18 protein-coding genes are annotated in these 21,178 nt (G+C 71.7%); 7 read left to right on the top strand and 11 right to left on the bottom strand.

The genetic code is table 11. The annotated features are described in order from the left end of the window. The 9 genes from FDO69_RS03745 to FDO69_RS03705 all read right to left on the bottom strand — a co-directional run bounded on the left by FDO69_RS03745 (nucleotide 1) and on the right by FDO69_RS03705 (nucleotide 7,714). On the bottom strand, nucleotides 1–1,104 hold the full coding sequence (locus FDO69_RS03745; RefSeq protein WP_104778161.1) for an ABC transporter substrate-binding protein: 1,104 nt from the start codon (nucleotides 1,102–1,104) through the stop codon (nucleotides 1–3). 222 nt (nucleotides 1,105–1,326) lie between these two features. Then, the gene (locus tag FDO69_RS03735; protein ID WP_104778157.1) at nucleotides 1,327–2,661 is read right to left on the bottom strand and encodes a sulfate adenylyltransferase subunit 1; all 1,335 of its coding nucleotides are present in this window, start codon (nucleotides 2,659–2,661) and stop codon (nucleotides 1,327–1,329) included. A gap of 2 nt (nucleotides 2,662–2,663) precedes the next feature. Further along, nucleotides 2,664–3,602, bottom strand: coding sequence for a sulfate adenylyltransferase subunit CysD (gene cysD / locus FDO69_RS03730; protein WP_104778155.1), 939 nt, complete (start codon nucleotides 3,600–3,602; stop codon nucleotides 2,664–2,666). After that, the gene (gene cysC / locus FDO69_RS03725) at nucleotides 3,599–4,135 is read right to left on the bottom strand and encodes an adenylyl-sulfate kinase (RefSeq protein ID WP_104778154.1); all 537 of its coding nucleotides are present in this window, start codon (nucleotides 4,133–4,135) and stop codon (nucleotides 3,599–3,601) included. The genes cysD and cysC overlap by 4 nt, the downstream gene beginning before the upstream one ends. Before the next feature lie 23 nt (nucleotides 4,136–4,158). Then, nucleotides 4,159–4,869 (bottom strand): phosphoadenylyl-sulfate reductase, encoded by a 711-nt coding sequence (locus tag FDO69_RS03720; protein ID WP_104778153.1) that lies wholly within the window; start codon nucleotides 4,867–4,869, stop codon nucleotides 4,159–4,161. Continuing rightward, on the bottom strand, nucleotides 4,866–5,054 hold the full coding sequence (locus FDO69_RS03715) for a hypothetical protein (RefSeq protein ID WP_104778151.1): 189 nt from the start codon (nucleotides 5,052–5,054) through the stop codon (nucleotides 4,866–4,868). The genes FDO69_RS03720 and FDO69_RS03715 overlap by 4 nt, the downstream gene beginning before the upstream one ends. Beyond that, entirely contained in the window at nucleotides 5,051–6,748 is a 1,698-nt protein-coding gene (locus FDO69_RS03710; protein ID WP_104778149.1) for a nitrite/sulfite reductase, read from the bottom strand. Before FDO69_RS03710 ends, FDO69_RS03715 begins: the two co-directional genes overlap by 4 nt. A 182-nt stretch (nucleotides 6,749–6,930) precedes the next feature. Beyond that, complete coding sequence (locus FDO69_RS42855; protein WP_311241247.1) at nucleotides 6,931–7,014, bottom strand: putative leader peptide; 84 nt, start codon at nucleotides 7,012–7,014, stop codon at nucleotides 6,931–6,933. Nucleotides 7,015–7,141: 127 nt separating this feature from the next. After that, nucleotides 7,142–7,714, bottom strand: a complete 573-nt coding sequence (locus FDO69_RS03705) for a GNAT family N-acetyltransferase (protein WP_104778485.1) — start codon at nucleotides 7,712–7,714, stop codon at nucleotides 7,142–7,144. Nucleotides 7,715–7,996: 282 nt separating this feature from the next. On the opposite strand from FDO69_RS03705, the gene FDO69_RS03700 reads away from it, so the two are divergent. From FDO69_RS03700 to FDO69_RS03670, 7 genes are all read left to right on the top strand, one after another. Next, nucleotides 7,997–8,530 (top strand): hypothetical protein, encoded by a 534-nt coding sequence (locus tag FDO69_RS03700; RefSeq protein ID WP_138430047.1) that lies wholly within the window; start codon nucleotides 7,997–7,999, stop codon nucleotides 8,528–8,530. Nucleotides 8,531–8,573: 43 nt separating this feature from the next. Further along, entirely contained in the window at nucleotides 8,574–9,527 is a 954-nt protein-coding gene (locus FDO69_RS03695; protein ID WP_138430045.1) for a hypothetical protein, read from the top strand. Nucleotides 9,528–9,584: 57 nt separating this feature from the next. Continuing rightward, nucleotides 9,585–10,880, top strand: a complete 1,296-nt coding sequence (locus FDO69_RS03690) for a peptidoglycan-binding protein (RefSeq protein ID WP_104778144.1) — start codon at nucleotides 9,585–9,587, stop codon at nucleotides 10,878–10,880. Continuing rightward, nucleotides 10,877–11,647 (top strand): ABC transporter ATP-binding protein, encoded by a 771-nt coding sequence (locus FDO69_RS03685; RefSeq protein WP_104778142.1) that lies wholly within the window; start codon nucleotides 10,877–10,879, stop codon nucleotides 11,645–11,647. The genes FDO69_RS03690 and FDO69_RS03685 overlap by 4 nt, the downstream gene beginning before the upstream one ends. A 182-nt stretch (nucleotides 11,648–11,829) precedes the next feature. Further along, a complete protein-coding gene (locus tag FDO69_RS03680; protein ID WP_234387833.1) occupies nucleotides 11,830–13,089 on the top strand; it encodes an ABC transporter permease in 1,260 nt (419 codons plus the stop codon). A 117-nt stretch (nucleotides 13,090–13,206) separates the two neighbouring features. After that, the gene (locus FDO69_RS03675) at nucleotides 13,207–17,346 is read left to right on the top strand and encodes an SGNH/GDSL hydrolase family protein (protein WP_104778141.1); all 4,140 of its coding nucleotides are present in this window, start codon (nucleotides 13,207–13,209) and stop codon (nucleotides 17,344–17,346) included. Nucleotides 17,347–17,436: 90 nt separating this feature from the next. Next, complete coding sequence (locus FDO69_RS03670) at nucleotides 17,437–17,907, top strand: hypothetical protein (RefSeq protein ID WP_138430043.1); 471 nt, start codon at nucleotides 17,437–17,439, stop codon at nucleotides 17,905–17,907. Here FDO69_RS03670 and FDO69_RS03665 read toward each other — a convergent pair. Both FDO69_RS03665 and FDO69_RS03660 read right to left on the bottom strand, forming a co-directional pair. Continuing rightward, on the bottom strand, nucleotides 17,904–19,214 hold the full coding sequence (locus FDO69_RS03665; protein WP_104778137.1) for a hypothetical protein: 1,311 nt from the start codon (nucleotides 19,212–19,214) through the stop codon (nucleotides 17,904–17,906). The genes FDO69_RS03670 and FDO69_RS03665 overlap by 4 nt on opposite strands. 174 nt (nucleotides 19,215–19,388) lie before the next feature. Then, nucleotides 19,389–20,666 (bottom strand): GAF domain-containing protein, encoded by a 1,278-nt coding sequence (locus FDO69_RS03660; protein ID WP_167526514.1) that lies wholly within the window; start codon nucleotides 20,664–20,666, stop codon nucleotides 19,389–19,391. Nucleotides 20,667–21,178: the final 512 nt, after the last annotated feature.

Raw genomic sequence — 21,178 nt, 5'->3', positions numbered from 1 at the left:
TTACTTCGCGCCGAGACCGGCGTCGTCGACCGCGGGCTCGCCTTCGGCCTTCAGGACCTTGTTCAGCGGTGCGAGGTCGTAGATGCCCTTCAGGTCCGGCTTCTCCAGCAGCCCCGCCTTCACCGCGTGCTCCGCCTCGGTGTTGAGGGTGGAGGCCAGCGGGTCGTCGGTGAACCGGATCGACTTCCACGCCGGGTCCAGCACATCGGCCGGCAGCGCCTTGCCGGTCTCCGCCTCCAGCAGCTTGTTCGCCGCCGCCTTCGCCGCGTCCGGGTTGGCGTTGATCCACTTGTTCGTGTCGACCGAGCCCTTGAGCACGGCCTCGACGACCTTCGGGTGCTCCTTGAGGAAGTCCTGCCGCACGATGATGTTCGTGATCACGAACTTCTTGTCCGGCCACAGCGTCGACTCGTCGAGCAGTTCCTTGCCGCCCTCGGCGATCAGCTTCGACGCGGTCGGCTCCGGCACCCACGCGCCGTCGATGGAACCGGACTTGAAGGCGTCCGGGGTGACCTTGTTGTCGCTGCGGACGACCGTGACGTCACCCTTGCCGCTCTGCGGGTCGACCTTCCAGCCCTGCTCCGCGGCCCAGTTGAGGAACGCCACGTCCTGCGTGTTGCCGAGCTGCGGGGTGGCGATCCGCTTGCCCTTGACGTCCTTCAGCGACTTGAGCTTGTCCGGGTTGACGACCAGCTTCACACCGCCGGACGCCGAACCGCCGATGATGCGCAGGTTCTTGCCCGCGGACTTGGTGTAGCCGTTGATCGCGGGGGAGGGGCCGATCCAGCCGATGTCGATGGACTTGGAGTTGAGCGCCTCGATCTCCGAGGGGCCGGCGTTGAAGATGGCCGGCTCGACCTTGGTGGCGCCGAGGGCCTTCTGGAAGATGCCCTTCTGCATGCCCACCAACGCGGTGCCGTGGGTCAGGTTGCCGAAGTAGCCGATCTTGACGGTGTCGAGACCGTCGATCTTCTTGGCACCGGCGGCGACCTTGGCGGCGCCGTCGTCCTTGGCCTCGGACCCGTAGCCGCAGGCGGCCAGCGTGAGCAGGGGAAGTGCGGCGATGACCGCGAAACCGCGGCGAAGAGCAGATGAAGCAGGCACGGGAGGTGGTCCTCTCGGAGGCCCGGCGGTCACGGTCTCTCAGGTCGTGGCCGGGAGGTCGGCAGGTTTTCGTCTACGGCGGTGGGGGGTGAGGGCGCGCAGGCAGTGCGCGTACGTCAGCGCACACATCGCGCCACTCCGCCCTGCCCGCTGCCGAGAGCACCGCTGCCGACGCGGCCGCCCTCCTTCGCGAACGTGGAGTAGAAGTCGGGGGAGTTCATGTCAGAAGTCCCACCCGTCGTCGTCGGACTCGTCCTTGACCGGCTCCGGGGCCGCGAAGGACTCGCCGACCATGCCGGCGGTGAGGGTCTGGCCGTCGTTCGGGTCGATCAGGATGAACGAGCCGGTGCGCCGCGAGTCGGCGTAGGAGTCGACCGGCAGCGGCTCGGCGGTGCGGATCTTCACCCGGCCGATGTCGTTGGCGACGAGCTGTCCCGGATGCGGGTGCAGGGACAGGTCGTCGAGCGTGAGTCGGGACGGGATGTCCTTGACGATCGCCTTGACCGTGCGGGTGCCGTGCTTGAGCAGCACCCGGTGCCCGACCGTCAGCGGGGCGTCGGCCACATGGCAGACGGTCGCCTCGATGTCCTGCGTGGTCGCGGGCGCGTCCTTGCTCGGCACGATCAGGTCGCCGCGCGAGATGTCGATGTCGTCCTCCAGCAGGAGGGTCACCGACTGCGTCGTCCAGGCCACGTCCACCGGCTCGCCCAGCAGGTCGATGCCGGAGATCTTCGAGGCCCGGCCCGACGGCAGCACCGTGACGGACTCGCCGACGTGGAAGGAACCGGCCGCGATCTGACCGGCGTAGCCCCGGTAGTCCGGGTGGTCCGGGTTCTGCGGGCGGATCACGTACTGCACGGGCAGCCGGGCGTGGCAGTGGCTCAGGTCGTGCGCGACCGGGACCGTCTCCAGGTGCTCCAGCACCGTCGGGCCGCCGTACCAGTCCATGTTGGCGGAGGGCTCCACCACGTTGTCGCCTACGAGCGCCGAGATCGGGATCGCGGTGACCTCGGGGACGCCCAGCTCCGTCGCGTACGCCGTGAACTCCTCGGCGATGGCGGCGAACACCTTCTCCTCGTAGCCGACGAGGTCCATCTTGTTGACGGCGAGGACCACGTGCGGCACGCGCAGCAGCGCGGCGAGGGCGGCGTGCCGGCGGGTCTGCTCGACGACACCGTTGCGGGCGTCGATCAGGATCACCGTCAGCTCGGCGGTGGAGGCGCCGGTCACCATGTTGCGGGTGTACTGCACATGGCCGGGGGTGTCGGCGAGGATGAACCGCCGCCGGGGCGTGGCGAAGTAGCGGTAGGCCACGTCGATCGTGATGCCCTGCTCCCGCTCGGCCCGCAGTCCGTCCGTCAGCAGGGCGAGGTCCGGGGCCTCCTGGCCGCGGCTCGCGGAGACGCGCTCCACGGCCTCCAGCTGGTCGGTGAGGACCGACTTGGAGTCGTGCAGCAGCCGCCCGACCAGGGTGGACTTGCCGTCGTCGACGGAGCCCGCGGTGGCGAACCGCAGCAGGGTGGTCTCCGCGAGTTCCTCGGTGGTGATCGTGCTCATCTCTAGAAGTACCCCTCGCGCTTGCGGTCTTCCATCGCGGCCTCGGACATCTTGTCGTCGGCGCGGGTGGCGCCGCGCTCGGTGAGCCGGGAGGCGGCGATCTCCACGATCACCTTCTCGATGGTGTCGGCGTCGGAGTCCACCGCGCCGGTGCAGGACATGTCACCCACGGTCCGGTAGCGCACGAGCCGCTTCTCGACACTCTCGCCGTCCTTCGGCCCGCCCCACTCGCCGGCGGTCAGCCACATGCCGCTGCGGGCGAACACCTCGCGCTCGTGCGCGTAGTAGATCTGCGGCAGCTCGATGCCCTCGCGGGCGATGTACTGCCACACGTCCAGCTCGGTCCAGTTGGACAGCGGGAACACGCGGACGTGCTCGCCGGGCGCGTGCCGGCCGTTGTACAGGTTCCACAGCTCCGGGCGCTGCCGGCGCGGGTCCCACTGGGAGAACTCGTCGCGCAGGGAGAACACCCGCTCCTTGGCCCGGGCCTTCTCCTCGTCGCGGCGGCCGCCGCCGAAGACGGCGTCGAACTTCTCCGCCTGGATCTTCTCGGTCAGCGGCAGCGTCTGCAGCGGGTTGCGGGTGCCGTCCGGGCGCTCCTTGAGGACACCGCGGTCGATGTAGTCCTGCACGGAGGCGACGTGCAGCCGCAGCCCGTGCTTGTCGACCGTGCGGTCGCGGTAGTCGAGGACCTCGGGGAAGTTGTGCCCGGTGTCCACGTGCAGCAGCGAGAACGGCACCGACGCCGGCCGGAACGCCTTCAGCGCCAGGTGCAGCATGACGATGGAGTCCTTGCCGCCGGAGAAGAGGATCACCGGCCGCTCGAACTCGCCCGCCACCTCGCGGAAGATGTGCACCGCCTCGGACTCGAGGGCGTCGAGGTGGGAGAGCGCGTACGGGCTTTCGGTTCCCTCGGAAACGGTGGCGACGGTCGTCGTCATGCCAGTCCCCTTTCGCTGAGCAGGGCGTGCACGGACGCCGCGGACTCCTGCACGGTCTGGTTCTGCGACTCGATGCGCAGGTCGGGCGACTCGGGCGCCTCGTACGGGTCGTCGACCCCGGTGAGCCCCGTGAGCTCGCCCGCGGCCTGCTTGGCGTACAGGCCCTTCACGTCCCGCTCGCTGCACACCTCGACGGGCGTCGCGACATGGACCTCGACGTACCCGGTGCCGTTCGCCTGGTGGCGCTTACGCACCGCCTCGCGGCTGTCCTGGTACGGCGCGATGACCGGGACGAGGGCGAGCACGCCGTTGCGGGCGAGCAGTTCGGCGACGAAGCCGATGCGCTGCACGTTGGTGTGCCGGTCCTCGCGGCTGAAGCCGAGGCCCGCCGAGATGAACTCGCGGATCTCGTCGCCGTCGAGCACCTCGACCCGGTGGCCCTCCTCGCGCAGGCGGCCGGCCAGTTCGTAGGCGATCGTGGTCTTGCCGGCGCTCGGCAGACCCGTGAGCCAGACGGTGGCTCCGGTCGTCACGTCACTCTCCTGAATCGTCGTCGTCATCCGTGCAGTCCGCACTCGGTCTTGCTGCGGCCGGCCCAGCGGCCGGCACGGGCGTCCTCGCCCTCCAGGACCCGGCGGGTGCAGGGGGCGCAGCCGACGGACGCGTAGCCGTCCATCAGCAGCGGGTTCGTCAGGACGCCGTGCTCGGTGACGTAGGCGTCCACGTCGTCCTGGGTCCAGCGGGCGATCGGCGAGATCTTGACCTTCTGCCGCTTCTCGTCCCAGCCGACCACCGGAGTGTTCGCCCGGGTCGGGGACTCGTCGCGGCGCAGGCCGGTCGCCCAGGCCTGGTAGTCCTTCAGGCCCTCTTCCAGCGGCTGCACCTTGCGCAGCTTGCAGCACAGGTCGGGGTTGCGGTCGTGGAGCTTCGGGCCGTACTCCGCGTCCTGCTCGGCGACGCTCTGGCGCGGGGTGAGCGTGATGAGGTTGACGTCCATCACGGCCTCGACCGCGTCGCGGGTGCCGATGGTCTCCTCGAAGTGGTAGCCGGTGTCGAGGAAGACCACGTCGACGCCGGGCATGGCGCGGGAGGCGAGGTGGGCGACCACCGCGTCCTCCATCGAGGAGGTCACGCAAAAACGCTTGCCGAACGTCTTCGCCGCCCACTGGAGGATCTCCAGCGCGGAGGCGTCTTCAAGGTCGCGGCCCGCCTGCTCGGCGAGCTGCTTCAGGTCCTCGGTGGTGCGCTCTTCCTGAGCGGTCGTCATATCTGTGCCCCTCCGGAATCGGATCGCTTCAGTCCCTGGGCCAGCAGCCCGAGGAACTTCAGCGAGAAGGCTCGGCTGCACGCCGCGCATTCCCACGCGCCGTGCCCGCCCTCCGCGGCCTCGCTCGGACGCAGGTCCTCGTCGCCGCAGTAAGGGCAGTAGAACGGTGCCGCGCGCTCGCTCACGACAGGGCCTCCTCGCCGGCCCGCGCCGCCCAGGTGGCGAACCGCTCGCCGTCCTCGCGCTCGGCCTGGAACCGCTTCAGGACGCGCTCGATGTAGTCCGGCAGTTCCTCGGAGGTGACCTTCAGACCGCGCACCTTGCGGCCGAAGCCGGCCTCCAGGCCCAGGGCGCCGCCCAGGTGCACCTGGTAGCCCTCGACCTGCTCGCCCTGGTCGTTGAGCATGAGCTGGCCCTTGAGACCGATGTCCGCGACCTGGATACGGGCGCAGGCGTTCGGGCAGCCGTTGAGGTTGATGGTGAGCGGCTCGTCGAAGTCCGGCAGGCGGCGCTCCAGTTCGTCGATCAGCTGCGCACCGCGCTGCTTGGTCTCGACGATGGCCAGCTTGCAGAACTCGATGCCGGTGCAGGCCATGGTGCCGCGCCGGAACGTGGAGGGCCGGGCGGTCAGGTCGAGCGCCTCCAGGGCCTCGACGAGCGAGGCGACCTGGTTCTCCTCGACGTCGAGGACGATCATCTTCTGCTCGACGGTGGTACGCACCCGGCCCGAGCCGTGGGCCTCGGCGAGGTCGGCGATCTTCGTGATCGTCGCGCCGTCGACGCGCCCCACGCGCGGGGCGAAGCCGACGTAGAACCGGCCGTCCTTCTGCCGGTGCACACCGATGTGGTCACGCCACTGCTGCGACGGCTGCTCGGGGGCCGGCCCGTCCACCAGCTTGCGCTTCAGGTACTCGTCCTCCAGGACCTGCCGGAACTTCTCCGCGCCCCAGTCGGCGACGAGGAACTTCAGGCGGGCGCGGGTGCGCAGCCGGCGGTAGCCGTAGTCGCGGAAGATCGAGATGACGCCTTCGTACACGTCCGGCACGTCGTCGATCGAGACCCAGGTGCCGAGGCGCACGCCCAGCTTGGGGTTGGTGGACAGGCCGCCGCCGACCCACACGTCGAAGCCCGGGCCGTGCTCGGGGTGCTCGACGCCGACGAACGCGACGTCGTTGATCTCGTGCACCACGTCCAGCAGCGGCGAACCCGAGATGGCCGTCTTGAACTTGCGGGGGAGGTTCGAGTACGCCGGGTTGTTCAGGACGCGGCGCTTCATCTCCTCCAGCGCCGGGGTGGCGTCGATGATCTCGTCCTCGGCGATGCCCGCCACCGGCGAGCCGATCATCACACGCGGGGTGTCACCGCAGGCGGTGACCGTCGACAGGCCGACGCCCTCCAGCCGGTTCCAGATCTCGGGCACGTCCTCGATCCGGATCCAGTGGTACTGGACGTTCTGCCGGTCCGTGATGTCGGCGGTGCCGCGCGCGAACTCCTGCGAGATCTCGCCGATGACCCTCAGCTGACGGGTGGTCAGCGCCCCGCCGTCGATCCGGACGCGGAGCATGAAGTACTCGTCGTCCAGCTCCTCCGGCTCCAGGACGGCCGTCTTGCCGCCGTCGATGCCGGGCCTGCGCTGGGTGTACAGACCCCACCAGCGCATACGGCCGCGCAGGTCATTGGGGTCGATCGAGTCGAAGCCCCGCTTGGAGTAGATCGTCTCAATGCGTGTCCGCACATTGAGACCGTCGTCGTCCTTCTTGAACTGCTCGTTGCCGTTCAGTGGGGTGTGGTGCCCCACGGCCCACTGACCCTCACCGCGGTGACGGCTCACCTTGCGGCGGGGAGTCGCGGCGGCAGGCTTCTGCGGGGTGGCGGCCATGGTTGATACGTCCTTCGGGACAGCAATGGGCAGGGGTCGGCGCGTAGCGCCGTCGCTGAGGGGTGGCGGTCGGGTGGCGGGAGGGAGGCTCTGACCTGCGCGCGTGGACGCATGGGCAGAGGGCGCGTCATTGCGCAGGAGTGAGGCTGGAACGAAAGATGTCGGGCGTGGGCTGAGTACGCTCAGTGCGCCGGACAGATGGCGCTGGACATGCGGCCGAGGTCGACGTGCCGCCGACTCACCAAGGCAATTCCAGTTCCAGACATGACGGAAGCGTGTCACGGCGATCTGGACACAGTCCAGCTTTGTCCAAGATGCGGACACCCTTGTCTCGCAGAGCAAGACAAGGGTGGTGTTGGTCACACTTGGGCGGTCCTGAGGTGTCCGTCCAGGTCAGGCAGGGAACGCCCCAGGCCACGGTCCCGGAGCGGCGACCTCCGCCTCCTCCTCGACCTTGGTGTCGAACAGCTTGAAGCCGCGCCGCTGGTAGTTGTCCATCGCGTGCTCGCCGTCCTTGCTGCAGGTGTGCAGCCAGACCCGCTTGGTCGGCGTCAGTCCCGCCCACCGGTCCGCGAGGTCCCAGGCCCGGGCCACGCCGTACGACAGCAGGTGCCCGCCGATGCGCCGGCCCCGGAACGCCGGGAGCAGTCCGAAGTAGACGATCTCCACGACCGCGTCGTCCTGCGCCTCCAGCTCCACGTACCCCGCGGGCGTGCCCCGGTCGTACGCGACCCACGTCTCCACGCCGGGCCGCTCCAGGTGCTCCACCCACCGCGCGTACGACCAGCCGAGCCGGTCCGTCCAGCGGATGTCGCCGCCCACCGACGCGTACAGGTACCGGCTGAACTCGGGCGAGGGCACCTCGGAGCGGACGACCCGGACGTCCCCGTCCGGCGCGACGGCCGGCAGCAGGTCGGTCGGGGCGGTCTGCTCCAGGGACCAGGTGGTCACGGCGATGGTCGGCATGAGGGTCAGCAAACCACCAGCGGTGACGACCTGTCGAACGCCCGGTCCGACGGACGGGCGTGCCGAAGCCGGTGGAAGAGGGTCGTCGGTCACGTCATCGCAAAGCTCGAATTGCAAAACTAAAGACGGGATCAAGACTGCACCGGGGTCCCGGAAAAGCGTTGACCGGCGAGTCGCGATCATGCGAATCTCGGGCCGCTCGACAAGAAATTGCACGGCCTCCCCCCACGCCCTTTCCACCCCTGCCTCCGGGCATTCGGATGAATCGGAAGAAGTGTCGTCATGGCCAGTGCTCTAACCGTGGTTCGAAATATCGACAGACGGGCGGTGGCCCTCGCCCTCGCCGTCCTCTCCTGTGCGGGTGCCACCACGGTCGCCACCGGCGGCCAAGCCCACGCGACCACCCCGATCTACACCTCCTCGCCCTGCATCTCCCGTGACTCCAGGGGATACGACCCGGACTGCGAGGCCGACCTCTTCATCAACTACAACTCCTCGCCCCAGAGCGGGGTCAAGCCGGCCCCCGGCGCGGCGGCCTCCATGTACGGGGACGTCTACGACTTCTCCGGCGGCCTGGACGGCAACGGCATCTACGTCTTCGTCTTCAGCACCGGAGGTGGCCTCCCGGGCGCGGGACAGAAGATCAAGAACAACGCCGCCGCCGCCGACCCCTGCGGCGTGAACAGCTACCGGATCTACTACAACTCCGGCTACACCGGCCACTCCCAGTACTTCGGCTCCGACCAGTTCTGCGGCGCGGACTTCAACTTCGACTCCACGCTGAAGAACGAGGACGCCTCCGAGCACTGGTCCTGACGGCGTTCGTGACCGGGCGACCCGTCGCGGCAGGGGAGAGATGATGCGCAGGTCGAGGGCCGCACGGCCCCTGGTGGCCGTGGTGGCGGGCGCGCTGCTCGCCCTGGCCGGATGTTCCCCCTTCGGCGCAACCGGCGATCCCGCGGCGGGAGGTGCCCGTCCCTCGCGGACCGGCACCCCCGCCTGGCCCGCGGCGACGCCCCGGTCGGGGCTCGCCAAGGGCCTGGTCCTCCCGCTGGAGGCCTACATGGAGCCGTACGCGGACACCGTGGCCGTCCAGCAGGCGGTCGACCGGCTCACCACCCGGTGCATGCAGCGGTACGGCTACGCCTACACCGCCCCGGCCCGCGGTATGACCCCACCGCCCAGCAGCGACGACTCCAACATGCCGCGGCGCTACGGCATCACCGACCGGGACCAGGCAGCCCGGTACGGCTACTTCCTCGGCGACTCGGGCCGCACACCACCGCCGGCGCCGAGGCTCACGGCCGCCGAGACGGCCGTACTCACCGGGCGCCTGGCCGTCGCCCCCGGGGCGAAGCGGGCCCCGGCGCGAATCGACGGCCGGCGCATCCCCGAGGACGGGTGTCTGGGGGAGTCGATCCGCCGGGTCGGTCCGCGCATCGACGAGTCGCCGGCCAGCACGCTCGACTACGAGAGCCTGCGCCGGTCGCAGAGCGACCCCCGCGTCCTGGCCGTCGTCGGCGCATGGTCGCGCTGCATGAAGGCGAAGGGCTACACCGTCGACAGCCCGCTCGACGCCGCGAAGCTCACCCCCGACACCCACCACGGACAGGCCGACCAGGCCGACATCACCACGGCCCTGACCGACATCGACTGCAAACGCCGGACCGGGCTGGTCAAGACCTGGTACACCGTCGAATCCGCGATCCAGCGACAACAGATCGAACAGAACCAGTTTCAGCTGCAGCAGCTGAAAGACCGCATCGCGGCAGAAGTCAAATCGGCCATGGCGGTACTCGGCCGGAATTCCTGAACCGCAAACCTCGAAATTTTCGAAATCGCTGTGTCCTCGAAAGGAATTCCCTTTTCCATGGGATCGCGAACAGTCCGGCGGCGGCGCACCGTCGTGGGCGTGGCCACCGCCGCCGGGCTCCTGTCGGTCGGCGGGCTGGCCGGGTCGGGACTCGTGCGGTCGCCCTCGCAGGCGGCGGCCGACACCCGCCCGCCGCCGCCGAGCGTGATCACCGCGCCGGTGGTGCGGCAGGTCCTGCGCTCCACCGTGGTGCTCCGCGGCACCTTCGCCAACGGACGGACGGTCTCCGCGCAGCCGACGTCCGTGGCCGGCACCGCCGCTCCGTCCCGGCCCGCACAGCTCGTCGTGACCGGCGTGTTCACCCGTGCCGGCCACCGGGTGGAGGCGGCCAGGACGCTGGTGGAGTACTCCGGGCGGCCGGTGTTCGCGCTGCCCGGAGCGGTGCCGGCCTACCGCGATCTGGTCTTCGGCGAGCAGGGCGGTGACGTCGGTCAACTGCAGAAGGCGCTGACCTCGCTCGGCTACGGCACCGGCGGCGACGCCCGGGGCGTCTTCGGCCGCGGCACCGAGCAGGCGGTGCGCGCCCTCTACCGGCATCTCGGCCGCCCCGTCCCCGAGTCGCGGGACGACGGCACCACCGGCGACGACGAGAGCGGCGGCCGGGGCGACGTGGCCGCCGGCGCGCCGGACGCGCCGGACGAAACCGGTGCGGCGACGGCGCAGGACCGGGCTCGACCCGCCGAGCACGCCATGGTGCCGGCGTCGGAAGTGGTCTTCGTGCCGTCGCTCCCGGCCCGGGTGGTGTCCGTCCCGGTCCAGGTCGGGGACCCGGTCAAAGGGCCGGTCATCACCCTCGCCCGCGGCGGCCTGACCCTCACCGGGCAGCTGGACCCGGCCCAGGCCGGCCTCGTCACCCCGGGCATGAAGGTGTCCGTCCTCGCCGAGGCGACCGGTGCGCAGGCGCGGGGCACCGTCGAGTCGGTCGGCGCCCTCGTCACCCCCGGCGACGGCAAGGACGCTCCCGGGGGTTCACCGGACTCCGGCGGCGCGGTGGGCGGCGGGGCGTACCGGCCGCTGGTCGTGAAGCCGGACAAGGCGTGGAGTGCGGCCTTCGCCGGCCAGGACGTACGGATCACGGTGACCGCCGCGGCGACCGCGAAGGATGTCCTCGCGGTCCCGGAGGCCGCGATCACCGCCGGCGCCGACACCCGTACGGCGGTCACGGTGGTCACGGACACCGGTGTCCGGCGGACCGTGCGGGTGACGACCGGGGTGTCCGCGGACGGCCTGGTGCAGATCACGCCGGTCGGCGCGCGACTGGGACCGGGCGCACGGGTCGTGGTCGGGACATGACGGCGGCCCCCGCGGACCCGGCCTCCTGCGCCGAACCGCCCGTGGTCCTGCGGCTGGCGGGCTGCTCGAAGACCTATCCGGGTTCGCCACCCGTGCACGCACTGCGCTCGGCCGACCTGACCGTGCGGGCCGGTGACTACCTGACGGTGGTCGGACCGTCCGGCTCGGGGAAGTCCACGCTGCTGAACCTGCTCGGGCTGCTGGACCGGCCCACGGCGGGCACCTTCACCCTCGCCGGGGTGGACGTGGCGGGCCTGCCGGAACGCGAGCGCACCGCCCTGCGCGGACGCCGCATCGGTTTCGTCTTCCAGGAGTTCCACCTGCTGCCGTACCGCACCGCACGGGAGAACGTGGCGCTGGCCCAGCTCTACGTCACCGGCCGCGCCGCCGACCGGGACCGCGCGGCCACCGACGCGCTGGAGCGGGTGGGCCTGGGACACCGTCTGCACGCCCTGCCCACCACCCTCTCCGGCGGCGAGAGGCAACGGGTGGCCATCGCCCGCGCCCTGGTCAACGAGCCGGACCTGCTGCTGTGCGACGAGCCGACCGGCAACCTCGACTCCGGCACTGCCACCACGGTCATGGACCTGCTCGGGCGCCTCAACGCGGCGGGAGTCACCGTCGTCGTCATCACACACGACCCGGCCGTGGCCGCCCGCGCCCGCCGCCGCGTCACCATCCTCGACGGCCGGATCCTGGTACCCGACGAGCACCGAGGGGTGAGGGCGGCCGGGCCGCCGACCGCCGGAAAGGCCGGTGCCCCGTGAGCGCCCTCCTGCCCTGGCGGGCCGGCACCCGCCCTGCTGTCGGGAAGGCCGGTGCCCCGTGAGCGCCCTCCTGCCCTGGCGGGCCGGCACCCGCCCCGCTGTCGGGAAGGTGGGTGCCCCGTGAGCGCCCTCCTGCCTCGGCGGGCCGGCACCCGTGCCGCTGTCGGGAAGGTGGGTGCCCCGTGAGCGCCCTCCTGCCCCGGCGGGCCGGCACCCGTGCCCTCACCACCGCCCCGACCCGGCTGCACGCCCGTGACCTGCTGGCCGAGGCACTGACCGGACTGGTCCAGCGCCCGGGCCGCTCGACCCTGACCATGCTGGGCACCGTCCTCGGCGTCTGGGCCTTCGTGGCGGTACTCGGCCTGACCTCCACCGCGACCGGCCAGATCACCAAGTCCTTCAGCCTCCTGGAGGAGACCACGGTCACCGTGACGGACGCGAGCCCCGGCAGCACATCGGCCACCAGCTTCCCGGCCGACACCGACGCCCGGCTGAAGCGGCTCAACGGTGTGGTGTCCGGCGGCCTTTGGTGGACCGTGCCGGTACGCGACCGGATCATCTCGCCACGGCCGGACGTCACGTCCGCCGACGCGGAAGCCCAGGGGTCCGGCATCGGTGTGTACGCGGCCTCGCCCGGCGCCCTGCGCGCCATGCGGCCCACCCTCTCCACCGGCACGCTCTACGGCACCTTCCACCAGTCCCGGGGCGAGCGGGTGTGCCTGCTGGGCATCTCGGCGGCCCGGCTGCTGGGCATCAGCCGGCTCGACGGCAGCCCCGCCGTCTTCGTCGACGGAACCTCCTACAGCGTCGTGGGCATCGTCGCCGACACCGAACGGCTGCCCCAGACCCTGCTGGGCGTGGTCATCCCCACGACCACCGCGCTGCGCGCATACGGCGCCCCCACCGACGCGCCCGCCCAGGCACTGATCCAAACCCGCCCCGGTGCGGCCCAACTGGTCGCGCGGCAGGCACCGTTGGCGCTGCGCCCGGACCAGCCGGACCTGATGAAGGCGACACCGCCGCCCGATCCGCACGGTCTGCGGGACCAGGTGAACACCGACCTGTCCGGGCTGTTCCTGGTGCTGGCCGTGATCTGCCTGGTCGTCGGGGCGTTCGGCATCGCCAACACCACGCTGGTCGCCGTCCTGGAACGGAGAGCCGAGATCGGCCTGCGGCGCGCCCTGGGCGCACGCCCACGCCACATCACCGCCCAGTTCCTGACCGAGTCCACGGCACTGGGCACCCTCGGCGGTCTGATCGGCACCTGCCTCGGCGTCGGCACGGTGCTCGGCACCGCCCTGGCCCGGGACTGGACGGCCGTGCTCCAGCCCGCAGCCGTCCTGCCCGCCCCGCTCGTCGGCACCGTCACCGGACTGCTCGCGGGGCTGTATCCCGCGCTGCGGGCCGCCCGGACCGAGCCCCTCACGGCGCTGCGCCGGTGAGCCACCGGCCCTCGACCCGACTCCGTTCCCTGGCAGCCCCGCCCGACTCCGTTCCCGAGCAGCCCCGCCCCTTCGGACCCCCTGTCCTTCCGATGTTCTTCCGACCTAGGAGAACCCTTGAGGCCGAGACGCAGACCCCGTACACCCTTCGCGCTGCTGGCCGCCGCACTCGCGGTCACGGGCCTGACCCAGACCGGGCCGGCCTGGGCGGCCCCACCGGCCGCACCGAAGACGTCCGCCGCCACGACCCCCGGCGCCGCGGACAGCGATCCGAAACCGCCACCGCAGGACCAGTCCTCCAAGGTGCTCTCACCGGGCACCGTGCTGCCGAAGACCTGGAAGTCCTCCGCCGACACAGCCGTGACCGTGGCCGGCGACGGGTCCGGTCTGCACGTGCTCGCCGCCAAGAGCCGCGACGCCTACCAGTGGCGCACGCTCGCCACGCTCTCGGAACCCGGCTTCGGCACCGACCTGTGGATCGGCAACGCATGTGTGACCGGCTCCGGCAAGCGAGCGGTCGTGGTCTACGCGCCCAGGGACTTCACCAACCGGCCGGACCTGATGGAGCGAGGCGGTTTCGCGGCCGTCGTCGACCTGACCAGCGGCAAGGTGACCAAGCTCGCCGACACGGTGACCCTGGCGTACTTCGACCCGGGCTGCGGCACGGGGGAGACCGCCGTGCTCACGCAGGTCGGTGACGACCGGACCGACCAGACCCGGCTGCTGACGGTGGACACCGTCACCGGTGCCGTCACCCATCGGCAGACGGCGAAGGTCCGCGTCACCTCGGCCGTCCCCACCGGCACCACCGTCGTCGGCGCGGCGGCCGGACGGCTGATCCGCTTCGACCGCAAGAACCACGCCACCCAGCTCGCCACCACCTCGGGCCCCGCCTACGACCTGCGGGCCGACAGCGGTGGCGGCATCGACTTCCTGGACGGCGCGGGCGGCAAGGCCCGCGCCCGCCGCACCGCCGGCGGCACGACCTCCACCTTCGCCGAAGGCGCCACGGGCTCGCTGGGCCTCGCGGCCGGAACCTCCGGGCGGGTCTTCCTCACCGGCAAGCCCACCACCGCCCATCCGCCCGCCCCCGTGCGGCGGCTGAAGGCGGCGGCCCACGCCACGGTGTCCTCCACCGGCGCGCTCGCCGTGGACCAGGCGGTGTCCGCGAGCCTGCGCAGCCACGTCAGCAACCCGCTGGCGGCGACCGCCTGGAACACCCCCGCACCGCTCCAGATCAAGACGGAGATACCCGCGACCGGGAAGAAGGTCGCCTTCACCGTGGGCGCGGCCCCCGTCACCCCCGGGGCCGCCGGCAGAAAGGCCTCGCCGGCCCTGACGGCCGACCGCACCACGGCCGCGGCGAAGCCCACCACGGCCAAGCCCGCCACGGCGACCGCCGCCAAGCCCGCCACGGCGACCGCCGCCAGGCCCGCCACGGCGACCGGCGGCAAACCCACCACCGCGACACCGGCGACACTGTCGGCGGCGACGATGTCCGCGGCGACGGTCACCACGGCGGCGGCGGGCGATCCCGACTCCACCGTCGACACCGACCGCGCCTGCTCCCAGCCCCGCAACGACCCGGCGCAGCAGGCCTACCAGCCGACGCCCAACCAGGTCGAGTGGGCCGTCGACATGGCCGTACGCGGTGACCTGACCAGCTCCTGGGTCCGCCAGGGCGGCTGGCGCACCGCCGACGGACTCGGCACGGTCAACCCCCAGGCCATGTTCCCGCTGCCCGGACTCACCGGCACCTCGGGCGGACGCATCCCCGCCCAGGTCCTGCTCGGCGTACTGGCCCAGGAGTCCAACCTCTGGCAGGCCGAGGGCGGCGCCCTGCCCGGCCAGACCAGCTCCACCCTGGCGAGCACCAACGGCTTCTACGGCCACCCGAACGACCCGGCGACCCCCGAGGACCACTGGCTGATCGACTGGTCCAAGGCCGACTGCGGCTACGGCATCGGCCAGCAGACCGACGGCATGAAGACCGGCGACGCCGACGAACTCCCGGCCGCCCAGCAGAAGGCCATCGCCCTCGACTACACCTCCAACATCGCGGTCGCCGCGCAGACGCTCGAGAAGAAGTGGAACGAGCTCCACGACACGGCCGTCTCGCCCGGCGGCATCAAGCTCAACACCGACGACCCCGCCGGCCTGGAGAACTGGTTCGCCGCCCTGTGGGACTACAACTCCGGCCTCAACTACTACGTCCCGGCCAACCCCACCGCACCCTGGGGCCTGGGCTGGCTGAACAACCCGTCCAACCCGCTCTACCCGCCCGACCGGCACGCCTTCCTCGACCAGAACACCTACGCCGACGCCGGCCACCCGCAGGACTGGCCTTACGAGGAGAAGGTGCTCGGCTGGGGCGCCTGGCCCATCGACACCGGCCGCGCCTACGCCGACAGCGGCACCGCGAACAACAGCAACACCGCCGGCTACTCGCCGGCCTGGTGGGACAACGACCGCGACCGGTCCTCCGTCAAACCCGACCTCGACACCTTCTGCTCCCCGGACGTCAACGACTGCGATCCGTCCGCCCCGCCGCGCTGCGAGGTGGACCACCTCGGGTCCAGCTGTGACCCGCCGCACTGGTACCACGCCCCCCAGACCACGTGGAAGGTGGCCTGCGGCACCAGCTGCGGCCACGAGTACCTGACCTACCAGACCCTCAAGACCGAACTGGGCAACGGCAACAACGGGTCGGGCCACATGTGCGACAACGCGGTGCCGTCCGGTGCCGTCGTCGTGGACGACGTACCGGCCTCGGTGCCCGCCATGACCGACGGCTGCTCCAAATCCGGCTGGAGCAACGGCGGCACGTTCACCTTCAGCCCCTTCCAGGCCGACGCCCAGAACCACTACGAGGCCAAGGGCGACCTGCACCAGATCGGCGGCGGGTTCGGCGACCACTTCTGGTACGCCCACACCAGGAACCTGGACACCGGTGCGAACAACCAGTACAGCTACGACCTCTCACAGACGCCCGACGTCTCCGGCGTCATGGCCGTCACGGGCACCTGGAAGCTGAACTCGCAGCTCAGCGGCTGGACCCGAGTCCTGGTCCATCTGCCCGACACCGGCTCCCAGACGCAGGACGCCGTCTACTCCGTGCACCCGGGAGCAGGGTCGGCCCAGAACCGCATCCTGAACGTGCACACGCAGACCAACTCCTGGGTCAGCCTGGGCGTCTTCGCCTTCTCCCCGTCATCCGGCGCCTACCAAGGAGTCTCCCTCAGCAACTTCGCCCCCGACGGCACGGCCGACGAGGACATCGCCTGGGACAGCGTCGCCTTCCAGCCCCTGCCGTCCAAGCCCAAGGACATCGTGGTCCAGATGGGCGACTCCTACTCCTCCGGCACCGGCGCGGGCTCGTACGACTACGGCACGGCCACCGGTCCCTACGCCTCCATCCCCACCCAGTCCTCTCCCGGGCACAACTGGAACGCCTGCCTGCGCAGCTCCAACTCCTGGGCGCGCAGGGCCGATCTGCCCGGCACGAGCACATCGGTCGGGTCGCGCGCGGACGCCCTCGACAAGACGCTCGACTTCCACTCGGTGGCCTGCAGCGGGGCCTTCTCCTACGACCTCGACACCTCCCTCGACACCAACGGCAACGGAGGCCCGGGAACGCTCGGCCAGTACGGCGAGGTGTCCCAGCTGGACTCGGGCTTCCTCAACGACGACACCACGCTCGTCGCCCTCACCGTGGGCGGAAACGACGCCAACTTCGGCGGCACCGTGGGCGCCTGCGGGAACCTCGCCCAGGGGTGCCCCTCCGACTCCACGGTGCAGCAGAACCTCACCTACGCCACCGGGAAGATCCCCCCGCTGCTGCAGCACATCCACGCCAAGGCACCCCATGCCAAGATCATCCTGCTCGGCTATCCGGAGCTGTTCGACACCGACAGCCTCACCTGCGCCAGCGTCATGACGGCGGGCGCGCAGGCACAGCTGAACGTGTGGGCGGACGACATGAGAGACAAGGAGCAGGCAGCGGCGGACCAGGCGAAGGCCGCCGGCGTCCCCGTGACGTTCTACTCACCCGACAGCGAGTTCTCCGGCTACCGCATGTGCGACTCGCCGTCCGGCATCAACGACCTGGTGGCGGGCCCCGCCGCCGACAACCCGGCCGACTTCTCCTGCCCCGGCAATCCCATCTGCCCCGGGATGGAGAGCTACCATCCCACTCCCACCGGCACCTCCCGATACGCCCTGGCCTTCCAGAACGCCATGGCGGCGGCGAACTACTGACCCCTGAACGGGTGGCCGCCCTACGCGGCGGCCACCCGCCCCCGTGGCCCTCCGGGCCGCTCCAGTCCTCCCCGGCACGGAGAAACGCTCATGAATTCCGGTGCTGTCCCGCCGCCCCGGCGAACCGTGTACGGGGCCGTGGCCGTCGGCGGCACGTTCCTCGTCGTGGTCGCGGTCATCGCGCTCTTCTGGGCCATGGCGACCTGGCCGCAGCCCCCGCCCGCGGGGACCACCACCCGGGCACAGGCGCGCGCACACATGCGGCAGGACGCGGTGCACTACGCCGACGCCCTCGCCGTGGCGGGCCGTGACGCCCCCCTCACCCAGGAAAGACTGCGCACCCTGGCGACCCCGGCCGGTCTCGCCATCGGAACGGCGACCGTCACGACGCGCGGCGCGTCCACGGTAGTGACCTTCTCCACCCACGCGTCCTACGGCAGCTCCACGGCCCGCGCCGGGACCACGGGCTGCTGGCGGGCCACCCTGACCCCGGGCCATCCCGCACCCACGCTCGCCGAGGTGCCCGTCGCCGCCTGCGGCACCGGGGGAAAGGCGTCCTAGCCGAGGGCGCGCTCGACCGACGTCAGCGGCAGCGCGAACAGCATCCGCCCCGACTGGGACCAGACCTCGCCGGTCTCCTGCCAGTAGGACAGGGAGCCCGAACCGCCGCTCCAGCAGTTCCGCGTCTCGTCCGTGCCGCACCCCGCCGCCCGGGCGCCCTCGGTGTCCTGGCGCCACAGCGTCCCGTGCCCGCCCGCACTTCCCGCCGCGCGGTCGAGATACCAGCGCGAGCGGTACGCCAGCACGCCGCGCACCTCGGTCGTCTTCGTCTCGTACGTCTCGGTAGGGGTCGCCTGCCCCGAGGAGCCGGTGGTGAGCAGGCCGGAGCGGGCCGGATCCCGGCTCAGCGCGTAGCGCCACAGCCGGGTGCGCCGGTCGCCGTCCGCGGGCACCCACTCGCTCGCGACCAGACTGTCGGGGGAGGTGCTGCGGTCCAGGGAGACGGTGGCCGGGCGGGAGGAGTCGTCCCCGCGGGGCAGGGTGTACGAGCCGACGGCCGGCAGCACGAACCGGTAGCCGTGCGCGGCCCAGCCGCCCCGGACCCGGCCGACCGCGTCGGACTCGACGGTGGCGCGCTGGATGCGGTCCATGTCGTACACGTACAGCGCGTCCCGGCTGCCCTCGCGGGTCGTCACCAGCAGCTTGTCCTGGTACCAGACCATGCCGGACAGGGGGGAGACCAGCCCCCGGTAGTCCCGCCCGCCGTCCACCGGTACGGCCAGCAGGGCCCAGGTGTAGCGCGGCGCGCCGGGGTCGTTCGCGTCGACGAAGGCGACCTTGGCCAGGCCCTGCCCGGGGGCCGGGCCCTGCATGGAGCCGCCCTCGGCGCCGCGGGTCCAGCCGGAGAGGATCACGCGGTTGCCGCCCCAGCGGCCGTCGTCGTCCGCGTCGCCCGAGGTCGTGACCGCGCCTGCCCGCCATCCACGGGTGTCGGAGCCGCCGAAGCAGTACGCGCGGGTGGCCGCCGGTTCCACCGGCAGGCTGCGCTTCTCGGCAGTGGAGCAGCCGGCCGCGTCCCGCAGCGGGAGGTCCGCGCTCTCCAGGACCGTGCCGACTCCGACCGGGCGGCCCATCTTCGACGCCAGCCGGTCCAGCCACCGCCCGGGCACCCGGTGCTCGGCCAGGGCCGGCTGCCCGGCCCCGTCGGACGCGGCGACCGGCTTGAGGGCCCCCGGAGCGTCGGCGACGGTGGCCTGCGAGGCGCTGATCAGGGTGGCGGCGGCGGTGAGCGCGAGAGCCGTCCCGGCCAGGGTCGCGCGCAGCGCCCTGCCCCGCCTGCGCCGCCGGTGTCTGCCGCGATGCTTCATAACGTCCTCCCAGACGGACCAACTGCGCCTGGTGATCCGCACGTTGACGGAGGAGCAGGTGGGGTGGTCCGTAGAGGGATGCTACGGCAGGTGAGCGGTGTCGCGGACGAAGACCCCGCAAATATGCGAAAGATGCACCCCCCGGAGCGGCTTGTACGGCACGCGCAGTGAACCTCAGGGCGCCGCTGCGGCCCCGCGCCGCCTGCTCACCGCCGGTGCGGTCGAGTGCGGCAGCAGATCCCGGGGATCGGCGGGAAGCAGCACCTCGACCTCGGCCTCCTCGGCGAACCGGTACGGCCGGTGCTCCAGGAACGCCCCCAGGTAGCGCCGCACCCGCGACATCTCGGCACGCACCGTCACCGTGCGGGCCGGGTCGCCGAACACGTCCCCGGCCAGGCCCGAGGCGCTGCGGCCGGAGCGGTGGACGGCGAGGAGGTACAGCAACTCCGCGTGCCGGGGACTCAGTTCCCGGACCCAGGAGCCGGCCCCGCCGTGCACCTCCACCGACCAGCGCCGCGCCTGCCTGAGGTCCAGCACGATCCTGGCCGGACCGTGCGGCACCGGCTGGTCGGCTGCCGCCCGCACCAGCCAGCCTCCGGCCAGCGGCTCCACCGAGCACGGCCCGAGCGCCGGCAGCCGTATCGGGCCCGCCGACAGCGACTTCGGCAGGGCCACGCGCCGCACGTACGGCATCCCGCTGACCGCGGCGGTCCAGCCGTCCGGGTCGACGACCAGGGCACGGCCGCCGAGCCGGGCCAGTACCGGCGCCGCCACCGCGCGCAGCCGCTCCAGCGACTCCGTGTGCATCTCCCGCAGCCGGGCCTCGGCCAGTCTGGCCACCGAACCGACCCAGGCGAGCGTGGCCGGATGCATCGTCTCCAGCGGCCCGCTCACATCCACCACGCCGAGCAGCCGGCCGTCCCGCGGATCCGTCAGAGGAGCGCCCGCGCAGGTCCAGCCGGCCTGGGAGCGCACGAAGTGCTCGGAGGCGAAGACCTGCACGGGCCGGCGCACCACAGCCGGGGTGCCCACGCCGTTCGTGCCGACGACGTCCTCTCGCCAGTCCGCACCCAGCTCGAAGCCGAGCCCGTCCGCCTTGCGCAGCACCGGCGGGCTGCCCTCGCGCCACAGCACCCGGCCGTCCTCGTCGGCCACCACCATGATGTGGTGGGCGACGTCCGCGGCCGCCAGCAGGCCCTCCCGCAGCACCGGCAGCACATGGCGCAATACCGACGTCTCGCGCCGCCGCTGCACCTCCTCGCGGGACAGCGGGTCCGCCCGCACGTCGTGGTCCGGGTCGATGCCGCCGCGCAGCATCCGCTCCCAGGACCGCTCGATCACCGGACGCGGTGCCACCGGAGCGGGCCGCCCGGCCAGCCGCGCCGCGCGGACCTCGCTGAGGACCCGGGCCGCCCGTGTGCTGTCGACGGCGGCCAAGTGCGTGACGTCCATGCGCGTGCGCCCCCCGGAGTCGCTTTTGACTGTCCGTCTCATAGTGCCGCCTGCCCCGGTCGGGCGCGCACAGTCCGCACACAGTCAGCAGCAAGTTGCAACCCCCTGCAACCCTGGTGGACGGGCCCGGCCGTGTCCGAAACTTGATCCGCGCCGTCCCGAGCGGCGTTCAGCGGCTCGAACGGGCCAGTACGGCGGGGGTGGTGCCGTGTCGGCGCAGCACCACCCTCGCTCTTCGCGGTCGCGGAACCTTCGCCGATGAGGAGCCCTCACGGTCGCGGAACCTTCGCCGACGAGGAACTCTCGCGGTCGCGGAACCTTCGCCGACGAGGAACTCTCGCGGTCGCGGAACCTTCGCCGACGAGGAACTCTCGCGGTCGCGGAACCTTCGCCGACGAGGAACTCTCGCGGTCGCGGAACCTTCGCCGACGAGGAACTCTCGCGGTCGCGGAACCTTCGCCGACGAGGAACTCTCGCGGTCGCGGAACCTTCGCCGACGAGGAACTCTCGCG

The sequence above is a fragment of the Streptomyces tibetensis genome, from assembly GCF_007655005.1.
GTDB lineage: Bacteria > Actinomycetota > Actinomycetes > Streptomycetales > Streptomycetaceae > Streptomyces > Streptomyces tibetensis.
This window is presented reverse-complemented; position numbering and strand designations above follow the sequence as displayed.

Bases quoted from the DNA above. Each gene is read 5' to 3' on its own strand.
- FDO69_RS03735 (WP_104778157.1), bottom strand. From the start codon at position 2,661: ATGAGCACGATCACCACCGAGGAACTCGCGGAGACCACCCTGCTGCGG.
- cysD (WP_104778155.1), bottom strand. From the start codon at position 3,602: ATGACGACGACCGTCGCCACCGTTTCCGAGGGAACCGAAAGCCCGTAC.
- FDO69_RS03720 (WP_104778153.1), bottom strand. From the start codon at position 4,869: ATGACGACCGCTCAGGAAGAGCGCACCACCGAGGACCTGAAGCAGCTC.
- FDO69_RS03710 (WP_104778149.1), bottom strand. From the start codon at position 6,748: ATGGCCGCCACCCCGCAGAAGCCTGCCGCCGCGACTCCCCGCCGCAAG.
- FDO69_RS42855 (WP_311241247.1), bottom strand. From the start codon at position 7,014: ATGTCTGGAACTGGAATTGCCTTGGTGAGTCGGCGGCACGTCGACCTC.
- FDO69_RS03705 (WP_104778485.1), bottom strand. From the start codon at position 7,714: ATGCCGACCATCGCCGTGACCACCTGGTCCCTGGAGCAGACCGCCCCG.
- FDO69_RS03700 (WP_138430047.1), top strand. From the start codon at position 7,997: ATGGCCAGTGCTCTAACCGTGGTTCGAAATATCGACAGACGGGCGGTG.
- FDO69_RS03695 (WP_138430045.1), top strand. From the start codon at position 8,574: ATGCGCAGGTCGAGGGCCGCACGGCCCCTGGTGGCCGTGGTGGCGGGC.
- FDO69_RS03690 (WP_104778144.1), top strand. From the start codon at position 9,585: ATGGGATCGCGAACAGTCCGGCGGCGGCGCACCGTCGTGGGCGTGGCC.
- FDO69_RS03685 (WP_104778142.1), top strand. From the start codon at position 10,877: ATGACGGCGGCCCCCGCGGACCCGGCCTCCTGCGCCGAACCGCCCGTG.
- FDO69_RS03670 (WP_138430043.1), top strand. From the start codon at position 17,437: ATGAATTCCGGTGCTGTCCCGCCGCCCCGGCGAACCGTGTACGGGGCC.
- FDO69_RS03665 (WP_104778137.1), bottom strand. From the start codon at position 19,214: ATGAAGCATCGCGGCAGACACCGGCGGCGCAGGCGGGGCAGGGCGCTG.
- FDO69_RS03660 (WP_167526514.1), bottom strand. From the start codon at position 20,666: ATGGACGTCACGCACTTGGCCGCCGTCGACAGCACACGGGCGGCCCGG.